The sequence below is a fragment of the Helicobacter sp. MIT 14-3879 genome, from assembly GCF_003364125.1.
In genome coordinates, this window is the sequence record NZ_NXLP01000001.1 from 58,989 (window position 1) to 73,998 (window position 15,010).

Consider the following 15,010-nt stretch of genomic DNA (forward strand, 5'->3'; position numbering starts at 1 on the left):
TTTATATGCAAAAAATATTTACTCCAGCAGCGATAATAATGTTATGTTATGTATTTTATAAGTTTAGTGCAAGCATTGAGATAATATCTGGAGTTGCAATTTTTCTTTTTGGAATGTTAGTATTACAAGATGGTTTTAAAATGCTTAGTGGTGGCTTTTTAGAAAAAATGATGAAAAAAGTTACAGGCAATATTTTTAAAAGCATAGCATTTGGTGCAATATCTACTACTATTATGCAATCAAGCACATTAATTTCACTTTTTGCTATATCATTTGTATCAGCTAGCATTATCTCACTTATACAAGGAGTTGGAATAATATTTGGTTCAAATCTAGGCAATAGCACAGGAGCGTGGATTATTGCAAGTATAGGGAATAAAGCTAATATCTCGGCATTTGCATTACCTATAATTGCATTTGGTGTTATATTCTTATTTCATAAATTAAAAGCTATAAAAGGATTTGGATATATACTTGCTGGAATTGGATTTGTATTTTTAGGAATAGCCTATATTCAAATGGGATTTCATAAATATCAAGGCACAATTGAATTTGCACAATACAATATAGCAGGCATAAAAGGAATGTTTGTATTCTTAGGAATTGGGCTTATTGCTACATTAATTATGCAATCAACCCACGCTACATTAGTCTTAATTATGGCAACGCTTAGCACAGGACAAATTTCTATTGATAATGGAGCAGCCCTAACTATCGGAGCACAACTTGGAAGTTCAATCACCACAGGGATAGGAGCACTAAATGCTAGTATTGATGGAAAGCGTCTTGCTGTGGCACACATTGTATTTAATATAATCACAGCATTTTTTGCAATACTACTTATAAAACAAATAATATTTATAGTTGATTTAATTGCAATGGGAGTAGGAATAGAAAATATTAATCTTAAACTTGCAATTTTTCATACATTATTTAACTGCTTAGGCATTGCTATAATGATTCCTATATTAAATAAATTTATATATTATTTAAAAAAGTTCATATCAAACAAAAAACAAGGAGACTTAGATAGTCCAATATATTTAGATGAATCTAAGATAGATTTTGCAAATGCTTCACTAGAAGCAATAAGAAATGAAACAAAACATTTATATGATAACTCACTAAGTATTATTGCCCATAGCATAGGTTTTGACAGAAGTGCAATCCGTTCTTTTGAACCAATAGAAAATCTATCTAATAATAAAGCATTACTAAAAGATGAAATTGATATAGATTCCTTATATGATACAAAAATTAAATCTCTCTCAAATGCAATTATAGACTTTACTACAAAAGCAAAAACCCATATGGGAAAAGAAGAACAAATGAAAGAAGTTTTCAAGCTACAAATGGCTTCAAAAAGTATAGTTGAAGCAACAAAACATATGAGATTAGTTCAAAAAAATATACAAAAATACTCAATGTCTGAAAATAAAATACTAAGCAAAGAGTATGATAAGATGAGAATCACTCTAGCACATCTTTTAAGGAGTATTGAAGAGTTAAGAATCTCTGATGAAGACAATGTCCAAATACTCAAAAAAATATCTAAATATAAATCTTCATTTAATTATGATGATTTTGATATTTTAAATAAAATTGACCAATTAATTTCACAAAAATCAATTAATATTTCAGAGGGAACATCTATGATAAATGACTTATCATTTATCAAAAGAATAGCCCTAGCTTTGGTGGAGGCTATTAGCAATCTATATAATGTAGATATTTAAAGAATTCTCTCTTTAAATATTAATTTTTATCAAAAAATTACCCTAAAACATTCCAATGAAAGTAATAATCCCAATTAAAGTATTCGATAACTTTAAGTTTAAATTAATTTTTAAGCTTATATTAATGTAGGGGGGGGGTAGAATGGCAACTTTATTTTTAATATTATAGGAAAATTAAAGATGAAGAGATTAATTATAACAATAATACTAGCTTTTGGTTTAATGGGTTGCAGTTTATCAATAAATGCAAATGAAATGAGTGATTATGAAGAATTCTTAGAATATAAGAAGTTTAAAGAAAATAAAGCAAAAGATTCTACTTATAATTTAGATAAAAAAGATTCTAAGCAAAAAATAGAAGTTAATAAGCAAAATTCTAATACTTTAAAAACACTAGATTCTAGTGATATTGCAAAGCTTAAAAGTGGAGGCTTTATTGGTGTAAATCTTGGTGGAGGGCTAATAAATAATGTCAATATTTCAACTAACCAAGTAAATAATATAAATAATCAAAGGAATAGAAATCAAAGAGACATAGTTATAGCAACTAGTCATTTTGCATTAGGAATTAATGGTGGATATATACATTTTTTTAATCCATATATAGGAATTAGAGGTTTTGGAGAGATAGGAATAGGGTATGGAATAGGACAAAAAGATAATGATGGGAATATAATTAGTGGTGGAATAATATGACAAACTAGTGAAAATGTCCCTTTAGATTCTAATTTTTATATGTTAAGTTTGGGGGTAGATTTATTACCAGAATTTGCTTTTGGTGAAAATAAAGCATTTAGCATTGGTGGAATCTTAGGAGTTGGTGGGGCATATATGATATATAAAGATAATATATTATTTAATAAAGTAAATAAATTTGGTGCTATTATTAATGTAGGGTTTTCTTTTGGCTTCTTTCACAAACATAGAATAGAATTATTGGCTAGATGGATACCATTTGATAATATCAATGTAAATGATATTGCAAAAAGTATGAATATAAATGGTAGTTTTGCTTATAATTACTACCAACTAAAAGTTTTAGGGCTTATAAGCTATTCATATACATTTTAGAATCTTTTTAAGATTCTAAATAACTTCTATATTTACATTTATCGCCCCACTTTTTTTCATTGCATTTAAAATTGAGACAATATTTTGTGGTGTAGTGCCTATCTTTTGTAGGGCTGAAACTAGAGATGAGATTGTAGGAGAAGTATTAGATTCTGCTCCATTAAGCTTTAGCAATGATGAAACCTCAATAGTAATATCTCCATAGCTAATTGTAATTGGCTCGATAGCTATATCTTTACCTGTTATAATAGTGCCATTTTGCTCATCAATTATAATTTTATCACCTTTGGAATAATCAACATTAATATCTTGTATTAGTGATAGAAACTCTACCATTCCTATATCTTTAGGTTTTGTTAAAGATATAGTTCTAGGGTCTTTTGCAAGAGCTACATTCTCATTAAAATGAGTGTTAATTGCTTTTTGAATATTTATTGCATTCTTAAAATCTGCATCTTTTAGGCTTAGTGTTGCATTTTGCTTATTATAAATATCATATACTAGTTCTCTTTCGATAGTTCCAGCCATTGATATAGTCGCACTTGGAGAATTAGAATTAAGGGAGATATTTCCTTGTGCTATAGCATAAACATTACCATCTATTGCACTTAAGGGAGTTAGCACTAGAGTTCCCCCAGCAAGAGACTTTGCATCACCTATTGATGAAACAAACACATCTATTTTATCCCCTGCCCTTGCAAATGGAGGAAGTTTAGCACTTACTACTACTGCAGCTACATTTTTAGATTTAATATCATTTGGAGAAACTTTAATATTCATAGTTTCAAGCATATTTGATACTGCTTGCATTGTAAATTTAGAGTTACTCTTATCACCTGTGCCATTTAAACCAATAATTAAACCATATCCTGTAAGCTCATTTTCTCTAACACCTAAAACATTGCTAATATCTTTTATTTTTGCACAAAAGCTAAGGTTTAAAAACAATGCTATAATTAAGCAAAACCTAAACATTTAACTTCCTTGTAAATTAATTATAATTAAAAAGCAAAATATATTCCAAAAATAATTTAAAGAAAACCTCTAGTTTAAATATTTATTTGCTAAGTCCTTCATCCTCTCAAACACTTTATTAAAATCAATGCCATAAGAACGAGTATTTGAAATAGCGGTTATAAAATTAGTATCACCGCTCCATCTAGGAAGTAAATGTAGATGTAAATGCTCAGGTATCCCTGCCCCTGCATTTTGCTTAATATTCATACCAAGGTTTATTCCACTTGCACCATAATCATATAGTATTTGCATAGAATCTTGTGCTTTAGAAAATAACTCAAGCCAAATATCCTTAGGAAGCTTTTCAGGAGAATCTATATGTATATTTGGAATTACTAAAATATGCCCGGGAGTATATGGAAACTTATTCATTACAATAAATAGATTCTCATTTCTATATATAACCTTGTTTTGCTCATCTAAATGCTTATTTTTTACAATAGAGCAAAATACACATTCACTTTTATCTTCAGTAAAGTAAGCTTCACGCCAAGGAGCATATAAAATATCCATAATAACTCGCTTTATATATAATTTGGTGCATCATTTGCAAATAATATCAAATCTCCTCTTTGAGAAAATGAGGCTAATATATTATTTAAATTTACTTTATCTTTTATGATAATTTTCTGTGCTTTATTAATATTTTGTGCAAGAATCTTACTATTTAACTCTCCTGTAATAATTGCTATATCAAAAACATTATCAATCAATTTTGCAAGTTTTCTATTATTTTCTTCATTACTCTCAACAAGTCCCGGGGTTACAATGATCTTCTTACCATCTTTATAAAGTGATGAAAGCCTTATAGACTCTCTCATACCATTTAAATTACCATTAAAGCTATCATCTAAAATAATCTTTCCATTTAATTCAAGCTTTTCTAATCTATGCTCAACTTGAGTTAAATTTTTTACAGATTTTTGTATATCTTTTATATCTATCTTAAAACTATATGCTACAAGAATTGCAACAGAAATATTAATTACATTAAATTCCCCTAATACATTCGTGCTAAATTCATAAAACTTATCATCAAGTTTTATAGAAAAGCTAGAACCAAATAAATCACTCTTAATATCTTTTATTTCAGGAGGGAAAGTAATAATTTTTGAGTTTATAGGGGGTGTCTCATTATCTTTATATAAAAATAACTTCTCTAATCTTTTACTTTCTAATAACTCATATTTTGTATTTTTTATATTTTCTATATTTTTAAAATACTCTATATGTGCCTCACCAATCTCTCCAATAACTGCGTATTGATGATTTAATAAATTTGAAATTTTACTTATATCACCACTTTTTCTCGCCCCCGCTTCAACTACATAAATATCTGTACTAAATGGGAGATTATTGTTAATATCATCAATTATTCCATTTATAGTATTAACACTTCTTGGCGTAGCATAAGTATTATATTGTTTATTAAGAATTGCTAAAATAAAGTTTTTAATACTTGTTTTTCCATAACTTGCAGTAATTGCAATTATTTTAACATTACTCATAAAACTTAATTTCTGCTCTGCTAACTTTCTATACTGACGCATTATTGCATACTCACCCACTCTAGAGGTAATCATTGCAATAATTAAAGCAACAAAAGAGAAATAATCTGGCATATCGGTTATTATAATAACTACAAAATCAATAACTAGAAAAATTATATATGTAACAAAAAATCTCTTTATTCTATTTGTCCAAACCAACTTTTTATCAAGCTTATAATACCAATAAACAAGTAATGCTATATGAATGATTAAATATATATAAAAATAATTTCCTAAAATAAAAAATAAAATAACAGGCAATGCTAAGTATATAAAATGCCAATAAGGCTTTGAGTGTTTAGTAACAATCCTAATTAAACTATAATTATACCACTGCAAATTTTGCATTAAATAAAAGCCTAAAGACAACATAAAAATTAAGTTTAATAGGTGAAAAAGTATATTATTTTCCATTAAAAATCCTATCTATATTATTTGTATTCTCTAAAAAGAAAAAGTGCCCTCCATTAAACACATATAATTCTGAATTTCTAATCAAAAATTTCATTTTTTCTCCCAAATACAATGGAGTAATATCATCATCTCGCCCCCAAAATATAAAGGCTTGATTTTGATACTCACTAAATTCTTTACTAAAATCCTCATTAACAACTATCTTAAAAGTCTCATACATAGTTTTACTAAGGTTTAGAGCATCTTTTGAACGAAGAGAATTTATATTAAGACCAAATAGATTAGCTATTTTAGCTAATTTTATTTTTAACTTTACTTTTAGAGATTTTTCTTTAACAAGCCCAGAAGAACTAAGTAAAATTAAAATCCTAGGATTTAATAAAAGAGAAATCTTACCCCCAAAACTATGCCCTAGAATTGCTTTTGGAGTAATGTTTATAGAATCTAAAAATGCTTTTATTACTTTTGCATATAACTTAGAATCTAATATAAAATTATTACTACTATTGCCAAATCCGGGTAAATCAATATAAATATGATTATATAGTTTAAAGCTAGCTCTAAAGGCATTATACATTAACTCTTTAGAAGCACCCCAACCATGTAAGATTAATATCCAATCTTTTTGCTTATTATCTAATAAGATATAACTAATATCAAAATTTTTATTATCCAATTTTATATGTCTAATAGCCATAAATTGCCTTACTTATTATTTACCTTTTTGAGATTGAATTTTAGAGATATATTGATATTTTATTGCTATATTTTTTGACTTTGGAAGATTATTTGATAGACTATTAATCACATCTTTAAAATTAGAGAATAAATAATATGACATTGAGCCTGGAACTGGATTAATCTCATTTATATAAACATCATTGTCAATTACAAAAAAATCACATCTAACAATAGCTCCCTCAAAACAATTCAAATATAGCTTTTTAAAGGAGTCTATTATCTTATTTTTTAGCTCTTTATCAAGCTGTGCCTCTTTTTTTTCTCTATCTCCTCTAAAATCTAAGTATTTATTATCAAAATTAAAATATTCATCTTTTTTAACTTCTTCAATCATAGAGAGCCTAAATTCATCACCTACCAAACAACCTGCAAGGTTATATTCCCTAACATTTGAAATAAAAGATTCTGCTAGTAAAGCATTATCGAACTCAAATGAATTATCAAGAGCATATTCAATGTCTTTTTTATCTTTAACAATGGATATGCCAATAGAGCTTCCAAGCCTTAGTGGCTTTAAAATAAATGGAATCTTTTGCTCTAAAAAAGAAAAATCATCATTTCTTCTTAAGATATAATAATCAAGCACATTTACGCCTCTATTTTTAGCAAAAATTTTTGTTAGCTCTTTATTAAAACTAACGACACTTCCTTCAATCCTAGGTCCAATATAATTTATATTATAAAATTCCATTAATGAAGCTATTTGTCCATCTTCTCCACTTTTACCGTGTATTAGATTAATAACTACTCCTCTTAAAATATCCTTTTTTAAAAAACACTGCTTTTCAAACCCTCCATTTACAATGCTTAACCTAGAATCTTTCTTATAACCAAAGCTACTAAAATGCTTTGAGGTCATCTTATCTTTTGGTATTAAATAAATATCTTTAGCAGAATCTACAAATATAAAATGAGAAATATTATCTAACTCTTTTTTAAGCGTTATTGCACTTACTATGCTAATCTCGTGCTCATAGGAATTACCCCCAAATAACACTATAAAATCCATTTTTACCCCTTTTTGTAAATATCATTATATAAATTTATGATTTTATCTATCATCTTTTTTTGTGTAAAATGTTTTAAATACCTATCATAAGCATTTTTCGCAAAATAATCATAATTTTTATCTATCATTGATATAGCATCGGCTATTGCCTTTGGATTGTGAGATTCAACCACAATGCCACTAACATTATCTTCATTAATAAAATCAATACCTGAAGGTTTTAATCTAGTACAAATTATAGGCTTTTTAAAGCTCATAGCCTCAACTAAAACTATACCATAAGATTCCTGCAATGATGGAAGAATAAAAATATGACAATTTTTATAATATTCTGCTAAATTTGCTCTTTCTATTTTGCCAATCAAAAATACCTTATTTTCTAAGTTTTTTCGTTTTATTAAATCTAAAAAATTCTTTTTTAAAGGCTCACTTCCGCCACCACCAATAAAAATCAAATAATCATCGCTTAAAAACTCTGCACTTTGTATTAGATATTCAAAACCCTTATTTTTAGCAAATCTACCAAGTGAAAAAATAATCTTTTTATTGCTTGGAAAAGGTGAAGTATGATTCTTAAAAGAGTTTAATAATATGGATTTATCAAAACCAATAGGGATAGCAAAACATTTATCTTTAAAAAGTGGTAAAAAACTACTTTCTTCAATATATTTTTCAGAGGTTGCAATAATTGCATCTGAATATTTTAAAAGCTTATATTGAAATGGTAAATAAAGCTTTAATAACCTCTTTTGTCTAATAATATCTGAATGCCAATGCAAAATAATTTTTTTATGTTTATAATTTGATAAAAGAAGTGCAATATTTGCCATAGGATCAGGTAAATGGATATGAATAATATCATAATTATTAATTATACTCCTAAGTTTAAAAATCATTTGTGGAGAAATTGAAGTAGAGGCAACTTTACCAAATGATGCACAACGCATAATCTTTGCCCCACAAGATAAAATTTCCTCTTTATAATAAAGTTTTGAATTAGAGCATAAACAATCATTATGCAAACCTCTTTTTCTAAGAGATATAGTAATATCCTCTATAACACTCTCAATACCTCCTAAATCAGGAGGATAAAACTTCCCTAACTGCAGAATCCTTAAATAATCAACTTGGTTTAATATATCCAATATTTTAGGATAAGCCTTTAATATATTTGATAATTGAATATCATTACCAAATGTTAAGTTATCAAGCCACAAAGATTTTTCATAAGGAGATATAATCATAGCATTACCATTTGCCATTAGATTTTGACTTACTACACAAATCTTACTTTTATTTAATACCGCCATAGCCCAAAGCCAAACATCATCAGCCTTTGGTGATAAAGTTAGAAATTTATCCTCATCTAAAACATCTCTATGGAGAGAGTTTGGGGGGTATAAAACACCACCAACCCCCTCTAAAAATATATTGAATAATGGTTTATTTTGATATTTTTTATTATGCTTTTTTACTAACTTCCAATTAAAAAAAGTATCAATCTTATTGCTAGAATAAGTTAGGATTCTACCTCTTTGCACCCAAATAACATTTTTATTGCTTAAATATGAGTTATATAAACCTTTTAAAAGATTCTGCGGATAATATATATCATCATCAAGTGTTACTATTACTTCATTTGGATATGCTTTTAATACAGGAATAATTTTATTATATTGTCTAAGATTATTATCATTCCATAAAATTTCTAATCCAAATTTGCTAAACTCCATTATCTCATTTGGTAATTTTTTATCTATGAATTCTTCTAAACTAAGAGATAAAATTACTTTTTTAGGAATAAGATTTTGCATAAATATAGAATGTAGTGTATATTTTAAAATATGAATTCTTTGTGGGAAGGTAGTAAGAGATACTATAAAATCACCTTTTTTAGAATCTAAAGGTATTGGTTTAGAAAACAAACTCTCTAATTCATCCTTACTAAGCTCATAATCCCTTCCAAAGAATCTCAAAATACTATTCTTAAAAGTCTTATTTTTAAAAACAATATTAAATAAAGATTTTAAAAATAATTTAATCCTTAATTTAAAATTCATAATTTTTTATATCCAAAAGTTAAAATAAAAATTCCTAGTTTTGCTATAATCTGCCAACGTGGCATATATTTCATAGATAAAATGCTATATTTAATATAGGGTGGTATTTTATCATTTAATTCTTTAGATTTTAAAAACCTTTTTGAAAAGCAAATAAAGTAATTAAGCAAGTTTGATAAATTAAACAAACATTCTTTAAAATAAATATTTTGAGTTAACTCTTTATCATCACATAGCTTATACAAACAATTATCTAAATACCTCCTATCTTCTATTTGTTTTAAAAGCCTATCTCTATCCCTTGAGCGCATAATTGAATTAGGATTAGCACAATAAATATAAAAGTTTTCATTTATTCCAACACTCTTTCTAGCTAGCACACAAATAACAAAAAATAGAATGCTATCTTCAGATGAAATTAAATGCCTATCAATAAAAGATAATTTTTGCAAAGCTTTTTTTACAAGAGTTGTTTTAAACATTCTAGAACACAATATAAACCAAGATTTTTTGAAGTTTTTAATAAAAACTTCATTTGCAATCTCATCTCCTATAATTTCATTATCATAAACCTTTGGCAAAGTAGCATTTTTTACAAAAGGTTCATTTATAATGCCAAAATTAATCATATCAGCATCACTTTTCTTAGCAAGGCTATATAAACTCTCTAAAGAATCCTCTCTTAAATAATCATCAGAGTCTAAAAATAATATATATTCTCCACTTACAGCTTCAATCCCTTTAGCTCTAGCTAAAAAAGTGCCTACATTAATTTCATTAGAAATAACTTTTATTCTCAAGTCATCTTTAAAACCTTTAGCAATATCTAAGCTAGAATCTGTGCTTTTATCGTCTATTAAGATTACTTCTATATCATTAAAGCTTTGATTTATACAAGATTCTATACTTTTTTTTAGAAAATTTTGGACATTAAAAATTGGAATAACAATTGAGATTTTAGGCATTTTCTTCACTTTTAATAGTTTTATTATAGATTATAAAATAAATTTGTTAAAAATATATTAGAACTAAAGACTAGATTCTAGTAATTTATTATTATTGCCAAGTCAAAATAAACTCACTTCCACAAGAATTTGTATTTAGGCTAATTTTTATTTTATACTCATCACATATTTTTTTAACCAAGCTAAGCCCTATACCAAACCCCCCAGAATCTTTACTAAACCTTGCATATCTATCATAAATCCTATTAATACATTTATTATTTATCCCAGAACCACTATCTTTGATAATAAATTTATACTCTTTTAAAGCTATCTCTATGCTGCCACCTTTTTTGTTATATTTTATCGCATTACTTAAGAGGTTATCAAACAAAATAATTATCTTTTCTTTATCCGCATACAAGCTACTTTTATTAATATCTAATATTAGATTTATTTTTTTCTGAGTTAAAAATGGCATAAAAAAATCAATTCTTTCTTTTAAGATCCAATCTAAAGATAATTCTTCTTTAATGGATTCTTGTGGAAAATTATAGGCTACAAGAGCATTATATATTTGATTTAGCTGCAAAGAAGCAAGTTTTATACGCTCTAACTTTTTAAATCCATCTTCACTAAAACTTTCTTTTTTAAGCTGCTCTATACTCATTAAAATTATACTTAATGGAGTATTTATCTCGTGTGTAGAATCTTTTATAAAAGTATCTAGTAATTTGATTGAATTTTTTAGTGGTTTTAAAAATAAATTCACCAAAATTGTTGCAACAATTCCCATAAATCCAAATATTAACACAAATATCCCAATAAGCTTTAATTTCATTAATCTAATTTTATCTTCTATGCTATCATCTTCTAACAATACCCTATAAGGAAGATTCTTTCTTTTTTTCAATTTTTCAATATGTAGCTTTTTATGTGGAGTGATAAATGGATCTATTATTACTTTATTTCCAAATTTATAAAAACCCTCTTTAAATTCACTTTTACTTGGTTCTTTAGTTAGATTTGAAAATAAAACATTATTATCTCCATCATATATACCAAATGGAAGTTCGCTAGCTACTAGAATTTCAGGTAGTGCTTGTTTAAAATTATTATTATTCTTCCTTATAATTTCAATTATTTCAAATGAAATATCCCGTAAATTTGACATTTGAGAAAAAATAATATTTTGTGTAATTTTTTCATTGATATAATAAAATCCTATAAACAAAAACACTGCACTAGTGCCTAAATAAAGAAGCAAAATCTTAATTATCGTTGGTTTTGAGTTAGCAAACATAGCAATATCCACTACTATGCTGATTTAATATCTTATCTCTACCTAAAATTTTACGAAGATTTTTAATATAAGCTCTCAAGCTCATTTCACTAGGCTCTTGATTAAAATCCCATAGCTCCTCAAAAATAGTTTCTAGCGGAACATAGGAGTTTATATTTTTAAGCAATAAACTTAGTAGTTTGCTTTCTTTTTTAGTAAGGGGAATTATACTTTTATCTTTATATAAAAGTTTAGATATAAGATTAAACCTAAAGCCATCACCTAAGTCTAAAAACTCATCACCTATATGTGCAAATGACCTTTTTAGGAGAGTTTGGATTCTACACTTTAACTCTACTAATTCAAATGGTTTTTTTAAAAAGTCATCACAGCCAACATCATATCCATCTTTTATATCTAGCACACTTGATAAAGAGGTGATAAATATACAAGGTGTTGTTTTATTAAGACTTCTAAGTGATTTCAAAAGCTCAAATCCGGGCAAATAATCTCTAGTTTTAAAGTCATCTCCAAGAGGAACTTTAACATCTAGTAGCCATAAATCAAACTGCATTTCATATGCTAGGTTTAGTGCATTTGTAGCATCTTGAACACAATGCACTTCAAAACCCTCCTCTCCTAAGAATTCACATAGAATTTCAGACAAACTAAAGTCATCTTCTAATAGCAAAATCTTTGCAGACATTTATGGCAAACCCCTAAAGTTTTTAAACTTAAATTATTTCTTTTTTGATTTTTGAGTATCATCTAGTATATTATTACACATTGAATGCCTAAAATCACTTCTAAAGCCTTTATTATTTTTACCCATCACTTCCATAATTGCTTTTTGACGAGCTTTAAAATCCTTAACTTTCATTTTATCATATACTTTATTTTCTTGCTCTTTAACTTTCATTTTAAACTCTCTTGCATCTTTCATAGTCATTTCATTAACTCTCTTTTCAATCTCATCAAAATAACTAGGAATATCTTTTGGTTCAATAGTTCCTGCTAGATTAATTAAATCATTATCGCTTTTTGAGCTATAATCTGCACTAAAAAGAATGCTGCTTAAAACAATTGCTCCTAAAATTAACTTTTTCATATTTACTCCTTTAATGTTTAAATATTTTTAAGAATTTTTACAATTCTCAAATTAAATCTTACAGGTTAAAAGTGTAATATTTGTGAATTTTAATGCAATAAATTTTATAATTCCAAAATTTACTTTAAATTTAGGATAATAAATGAATTTAGATTCTAAGATTTTTGTAGCAGGACATAGAGGACTTGTTGGCTCAAGCATAGTGGAAATTTTAAATATAAAAGGCTATAATAATATTATATTTAAAACTCATAGTGAGCTTGATTTAAAAGATAACTTTAAAGTTGAAGATTTCTTTAGAAAAGAAAATATAGAATATGTATTTTTATGTGCTGCAAAAGTTGGCGGTATCCTAGCAAATAACACTTATAGAGCAGATTTTATCTATGAAAACTTATCAATTCAAAATAATGTTATTTATAATTCATATAAATATGGAGTTAAAAAGCTACTATTTTTAGGGAGTTCTTGTATTTACCCCAAAAATGCAAAACAACCAATAAAAGAGGAGAGTTTATTAAGCGGAGAGCTAGAATATACCAATGAACCTTATGCCATAGCAAAAATTGCTGGATTAAAAATGGTAGAATCTTTTTCTATTCAATATAATTGTAATTTTTTAAGTGTTATGCCAACAAATTTATATGGAAATAACGATAATTTTAATCTTGAGACTTCACATGTACTTCCTGCATTAATGCGTAAAATTCATTTAGCAAAGTTATTAGAAAATAATGATATAAAAACAATCCAAAAAGACACAAAGCTAGAAAATTCTAACTTAAAAGAATACTTAGAAAAATTTGGTATATCAAAAGATCGTGTAGAAATTTGGGGAAGTGGTAAGCCTAGAAGGGAATTTTTACATTCTATTGATATGGCAAAAGCTTGTGTACATATTATGGAAAATATAAATTTTAGGGATTTAACAAGTAACTTAAAAGAGATGAAAAACACTCATATAAATATAGGATATGGAAGTGATATTAGCATTTATGATTTAGCAAATCTCATAAAAAACATAATAGGCTTTAATGGTGAGCTATTTTTTAATACAGATAAACCCGATGGGACATTTCAAAAACTTTTAGATACTACTAGATTAAACTCCCTTGGCTTTAAACCTACAATAGACCTAGAATCTGGTATAAAAAGCGTATATGAGCATTATAAAACAAAATGAAAAATATAATAAAATTTAAAATACTAGATTGGTGGGAAGAAGATACTGAAGAGAACTTCTACAATAATGAAATTATAAAACTACTAAGGAAAAACTTAGAAAATAAATATGACATTACATATTCAAATCAACCAGATTTTTTATTATATAGCTGTTTTGGAGATTCCCATTTGGATTATCCAAACTCTTGTGTGAGGATATTTTATAGTGGAGAAAATATACATACTGATTGGAATATAGCAGATTATGGAATAGATTTTGATTTAATGGATTATGGCGAGAGGCATTTATGTTATCCATTGTTTTATTTTTTTAAAGAAGATTTTTTAAAAGCATTAAATAAGCATTTAAATATTAACAATGATAAAAGAACTAGATTTTGCTCATTTCTTGTAAGTAATGGACAAAATGCAGACTCTATTAGAGATAATATTTTTGATAAAATATGTAGCTATAAAAAAGTAGATTCTGGTGGAAGCTATAAAAATAATATTGGTGGTCCAATACCTAATAGATATGGAGATTTTAGCACTACAAAAAGAATGTGGATGGAACATTATAAATTTAATATTTGCTTTGAAAACTCTACTAATAAAGGCTATGTTACTGAAAAAATAATACAAAGCTTTGCTGCAGGTTGCATACCAATATATTGGGGTGATTATAGCATCACTGATGAATCTTATGCCAAATATCGTATGACTTTTAATCCAAAGGCATTTATTAATGTTCATAGCTTTAAAGACTTAGAAGAAGTTGTTGAAGAAGTAAAAAAATTGATAATGACATTTTAGCCTATAAGACTATGTTAAAAGAGCCTGTATTTTTAGGGGGGGGGGGAGGTAAATGAAAAAGAAATAATTAATGCAGTTGAATTAAAATTAATTAACTTCTT

The 15,010-nt window shown here is 26.8% G+C and carries 15 protein-coding genes; 5 read left to right on the forward strand and 10 right to left on the reverse strand.

The window, feature by feature from the left end:
* Nucleotides 1-5: 5 nt before the first annotated feature.
* From CQA44_RS00285 to CQA44_RS00295, 3 genes are all read left to right on the forward strand, one after another.
* Nucleotides 6-1,736 carry a Na/Pi cotransporter family protein gene (locus tag CQA44_RS00285; protein ID WP_115545291.1) on the forward strand — a complete coding sequence of 577 codons (1,731 nt, stop codon included), beginning with the start codon at nt 6-8 and terminating at the stop codon, nt 1,734-1,736.
* Nucleotides 1,737-1,916: 180 nt separating this feature from the next.
* On the forward strand, nt 1,917-2,432 hold the full coding sequence (locus tag CQA44_RS00290; protein ID WP_115545292.1) for a hypothetical protein: 516 nt from the start codon (nt 1,917-1,919) through the stop codon (nt 2,430-2,432).
* Nucleotides 2,433-2,471: 39 nt separating this feature from the next.
* Nucleotides 2,472-2,807, forward strand: a complete 336-nt coding sequence (locus tag CQA44_RS00295) for a hypothetical protein (RefSeq protein ID WP_115545293.1) — start codon at nt 2,472-2,474, stop codon at nt 2,805-2,807.
* Between the two features lie 15 nt (nt 2,808-2,822).
* Here CQA44_RS00295 and CQA44_RS00300 read toward each other — a convergent pair whose 3' ends face one another.
* From CQA44_RS00300 to CQA44_RS00345, 10 genes are all read right to left on the reverse strand, one after another.
* Nucleotides 2,823-3,782 carry a flagellar basal body P-ring protein FlgI gene (locus CQA44_RS00300; protein ID WP_115545294.1) on the reverse strand — a complete coding sequence of 320 codons (960 nt, stop codon included), beginning with the start codon at nt 3,780-3,782 and terminating at the stop codon, nt 2,823-2,825.
* A gap of 69 nt (nt 3,783-3,851) precedes the next feature.
* Entirely contained in the window at nt 3,852-4,337 is a 486-nt protein-coding gene (locus tag CQA44_RS00305) for an HIT domain-containing protein (RefSeq protein ID WP_115545295.1), read from the reverse strand.
* A gap of 11 nt (nt 4,338-4,348) precedes the next feature.
* The gene (locus tag CQA44_RS00310; protein ID WP_115545296.1) at nt 4,349-5,788 is read right to left on the reverse strand and encodes a UDP-N-acetylmuramoyl-tripeptide--D-alanyl-D-alanine ligase; all 1,440 of its coding nucleotides are present in this window, start codon (nt 5,786-5,788) and stop codon (nt 4,349-4,351) included.
* A complete protein-coding gene (locus CQA44_RS00315) occupies nt 5,778-6,485 on the reverse strand; it encodes an alpha/beta fold hydrolase (RefSeq protein WP_115545297.1) in 708 nt (235 codons plus the stop codon). The genes CQA44_RS00310 and CQA44_RS00315 overlap by 11 nt, the downstream gene beginning before the upstream one ends.
* Before the next feature lie 15 nt (nt 6,486-6,500).
* The gene (locus CQA44_RS00320) at nt 6,501-7,538 is read right to left on the reverse strand and encodes a D-alanine--D-alanine ligase (RefSeq protein ID WP_115545298.1); all 1,038 of its coding nucleotides are present in this window, start codon (nt 7,536-7,538) and stop codon (nt 6,501-6,503) included.
* A 2-nt stretch (nt 7,539-7,540) separates the two neighbouring features.
* Nucleotides 7,541-9,598 (reverse strand): glycosyltransferase, encoded by a 2,058-nt coding sequence (locus CQA44_RS00325; RefSeq protein ID WP_115545299.1) that lies wholly within the window; start codon nt 9,596-9,598, stop codon nt 7,541-7,543.
* Nucleotides 9,595-10,563, reverse strand: a complete 969-nt coding sequence (locus CQA44_RS00330; RefSeq protein WP_115545300.1) for a glycosyltransferase family 2 protein — start codon at nt 10,561-10,563, stop codon at nt 9,595-9,597. The genes CQA44_RS00325 and CQA44_RS00330 overlap by 4 nt, the downstream gene beginning before the upstream one ends.
* A 91-nt stretch (nt 10,564-10,654) precedes the next feature.
* Nucleotides 10,655-11,845: a HAMP domain-containing sensor histidine kinase gene (locus CQA44_RS00335; protein ID WP_115545301.1), complete on the reverse strand. Its 1,191-nt coding sequence runs from the start codon at nt 11,843-11,845 to the stop codon at nt 10,655-10,657.
* Entirely contained in the window at nt 11,835-12,530 is a 696-nt protein-coding gene (locus tag CQA44_RS00340; RefSeq protein ID WP_115545302.1) for a response regulator transcription factor, read from the reverse strand. Before CQA44_RS00340 ends, CQA44_RS00335 begins: the two co-directional genes overlap by 11 nt.
* A 33-nt stretch (nt 12,531-12,563) precedes the next feature.
* Nucleotides 12,564-12,932: a DUF1104 domain-containing protein gene (locus CQA44_RS00345; RefSeq protein ID WP_115545303.1), complete on the reverse strand. Its 369-nt coding sequence runs from the start codon at nt 12,930-12,932 to the stop codon at nt 12,564-12,566.
* Between the two features lie 142 nt (nt 12,933-13,074).
* Between CQA44_RS00345 and CQA44_RS00350 the strand changes: the two genes are divergently transcribed.
* Together CQA44_RS00350 and CQA44_RS00355 are read left to right on the forward strand one after the other, a co-directional pair.
* On the forward strand, nt 13,075-14,115 hold the full coding sequence (locus CQA44_RS00350) for a GDP-L-fucose synthase (protein ID WP_115545304.1): 1,041 nt from the start codon (nt 13,075-13,077) through the stop codon (nt 14,113-14,115).
* Complete coding sequence (locus CQA44_RS00355; RefSeq protein ID WP_115545305.1) at nt 14,112-14,909, forward strand: glycosyltransferase family 10 domain-containing protein; 798 nt, start codon at nt 14,112-14,114, stop codon at nt 14,907-14,909. Before CQA44_RS00350 ends, CQA44_RS00355 begins: the two co-directional genes overlap by 4 nt.
* Nucleotides 14,910-15,010: the final 101 nt, after the last annotated feature.

Excerpts from the sequence above, each read along its gene's own strand:
- CQA44_RS00335 (WP_115545301.1), bottom strand. The coding sequence starts at position 11,845 with ATGTTTGCTAACTCAAAACCAACGATAATTAAGATTTTGCTTCTTTAT.
- CQA44_RS00355 (WP_115545305.1), top strand. The coding sequence starts at position 14,112 with ATGAAAAATATAATAAAATTTAAAATACTAGATTGGTGGGAAGAAGAT.
- CQA44_RS00320 (WP_115545298.1), bottom strand. The coding sequence starts at position 7,538 with ATGGATTTTATAGTGTTATTTGGGGGTAATTCCTATGAGCACGAGATT.
- CQA44_RS00295 (WP_115545293.1), top strand. The coding sequence starts at position 2,472 with ATGTTAAGTTTGGGGGTAGATTTATTACCAGAATTTGCTTTTGGTGAA.
- CQA44_RS00290 (WP_115545292.1), top strand. The coding sequence starts at position 1,917 with ATGAAGAGATTAATTATAACAATAATACTAGCTTTTGGTTTAATGGGT.
- CQA44_RS00325 (WP_115545299.1), bottom strand. The coding sequence starts at position 9,598 with ATGAATTTTAAATTAAGGATTAAATTATTTTTAAAATCTTTATTTAAT.
- CQA44_RS00310 (WP_115545296.1), bottom strand. The coding sequence starts at position 5,788 with ATGGAAAATAATATACTTTTTCACCTATTAAACTTAATTTTTATGTTG.
- CQA44_RS00350 (WP_115545304.1), top strand. The coding sequence starts at position 13,075 with ATGAATTTAGATTCTAAGATTTTTGTAGCAGGACATAGAGGACTTGTT.
- CQA44_RS00315 (WP_115545297.1), bottom strand. The coding sequence starts at position 6,485 with ATGGCTATTAGACATATAAAATTGGATAATAAAAATTTTGATATTAGT.
- CQA44_RS00330 (WP_115545300.1), bottom strand. The coding sequence starts at position 10,563 with ATGCCTAAAATCTCAATTGTTATTCCAATTTTTAATGTCCAAAATTTT.
- CQA44_RS00300 (WP_115545294.1), bottom strand. The coding sequence starts at position 3,782 with ATGTTTAGGTTTTGCTTAATTATAGCATTGTTTTTAAACCTTAGCTTT.
- CQA44_RS00340 (WP_115545302.1), bottom strand. The coding sequence starts at position 12,530 with ATGTCTGCAAAGATTTTGCTATTAGAAGATGACTTTAGTTTGTCTGAA.
- CQA44_RS00285 (WP_115545291.1), top strand. The coding sequence starts at position 6 with ATGCAAAAAATATTTACTCCAGCAGCGATAATAATGTTATGTTATGTA.
- CQA44_RS00345 (WP_115545303.1), bottom strand. The coding sequence starts at position 12,932 with ATGAAAAAGTTAATTTTAGGAGCAATTGTTTTAAGCAGCATTCTTTTT.
- CQA44_RS00305 (WP_115545295.1), bottom strand. The coding sequence starts at position 4,337 with ATGGATATTTTATATGCTCCTTGGCGTGAAGCTTACTTTACTGAAGAT.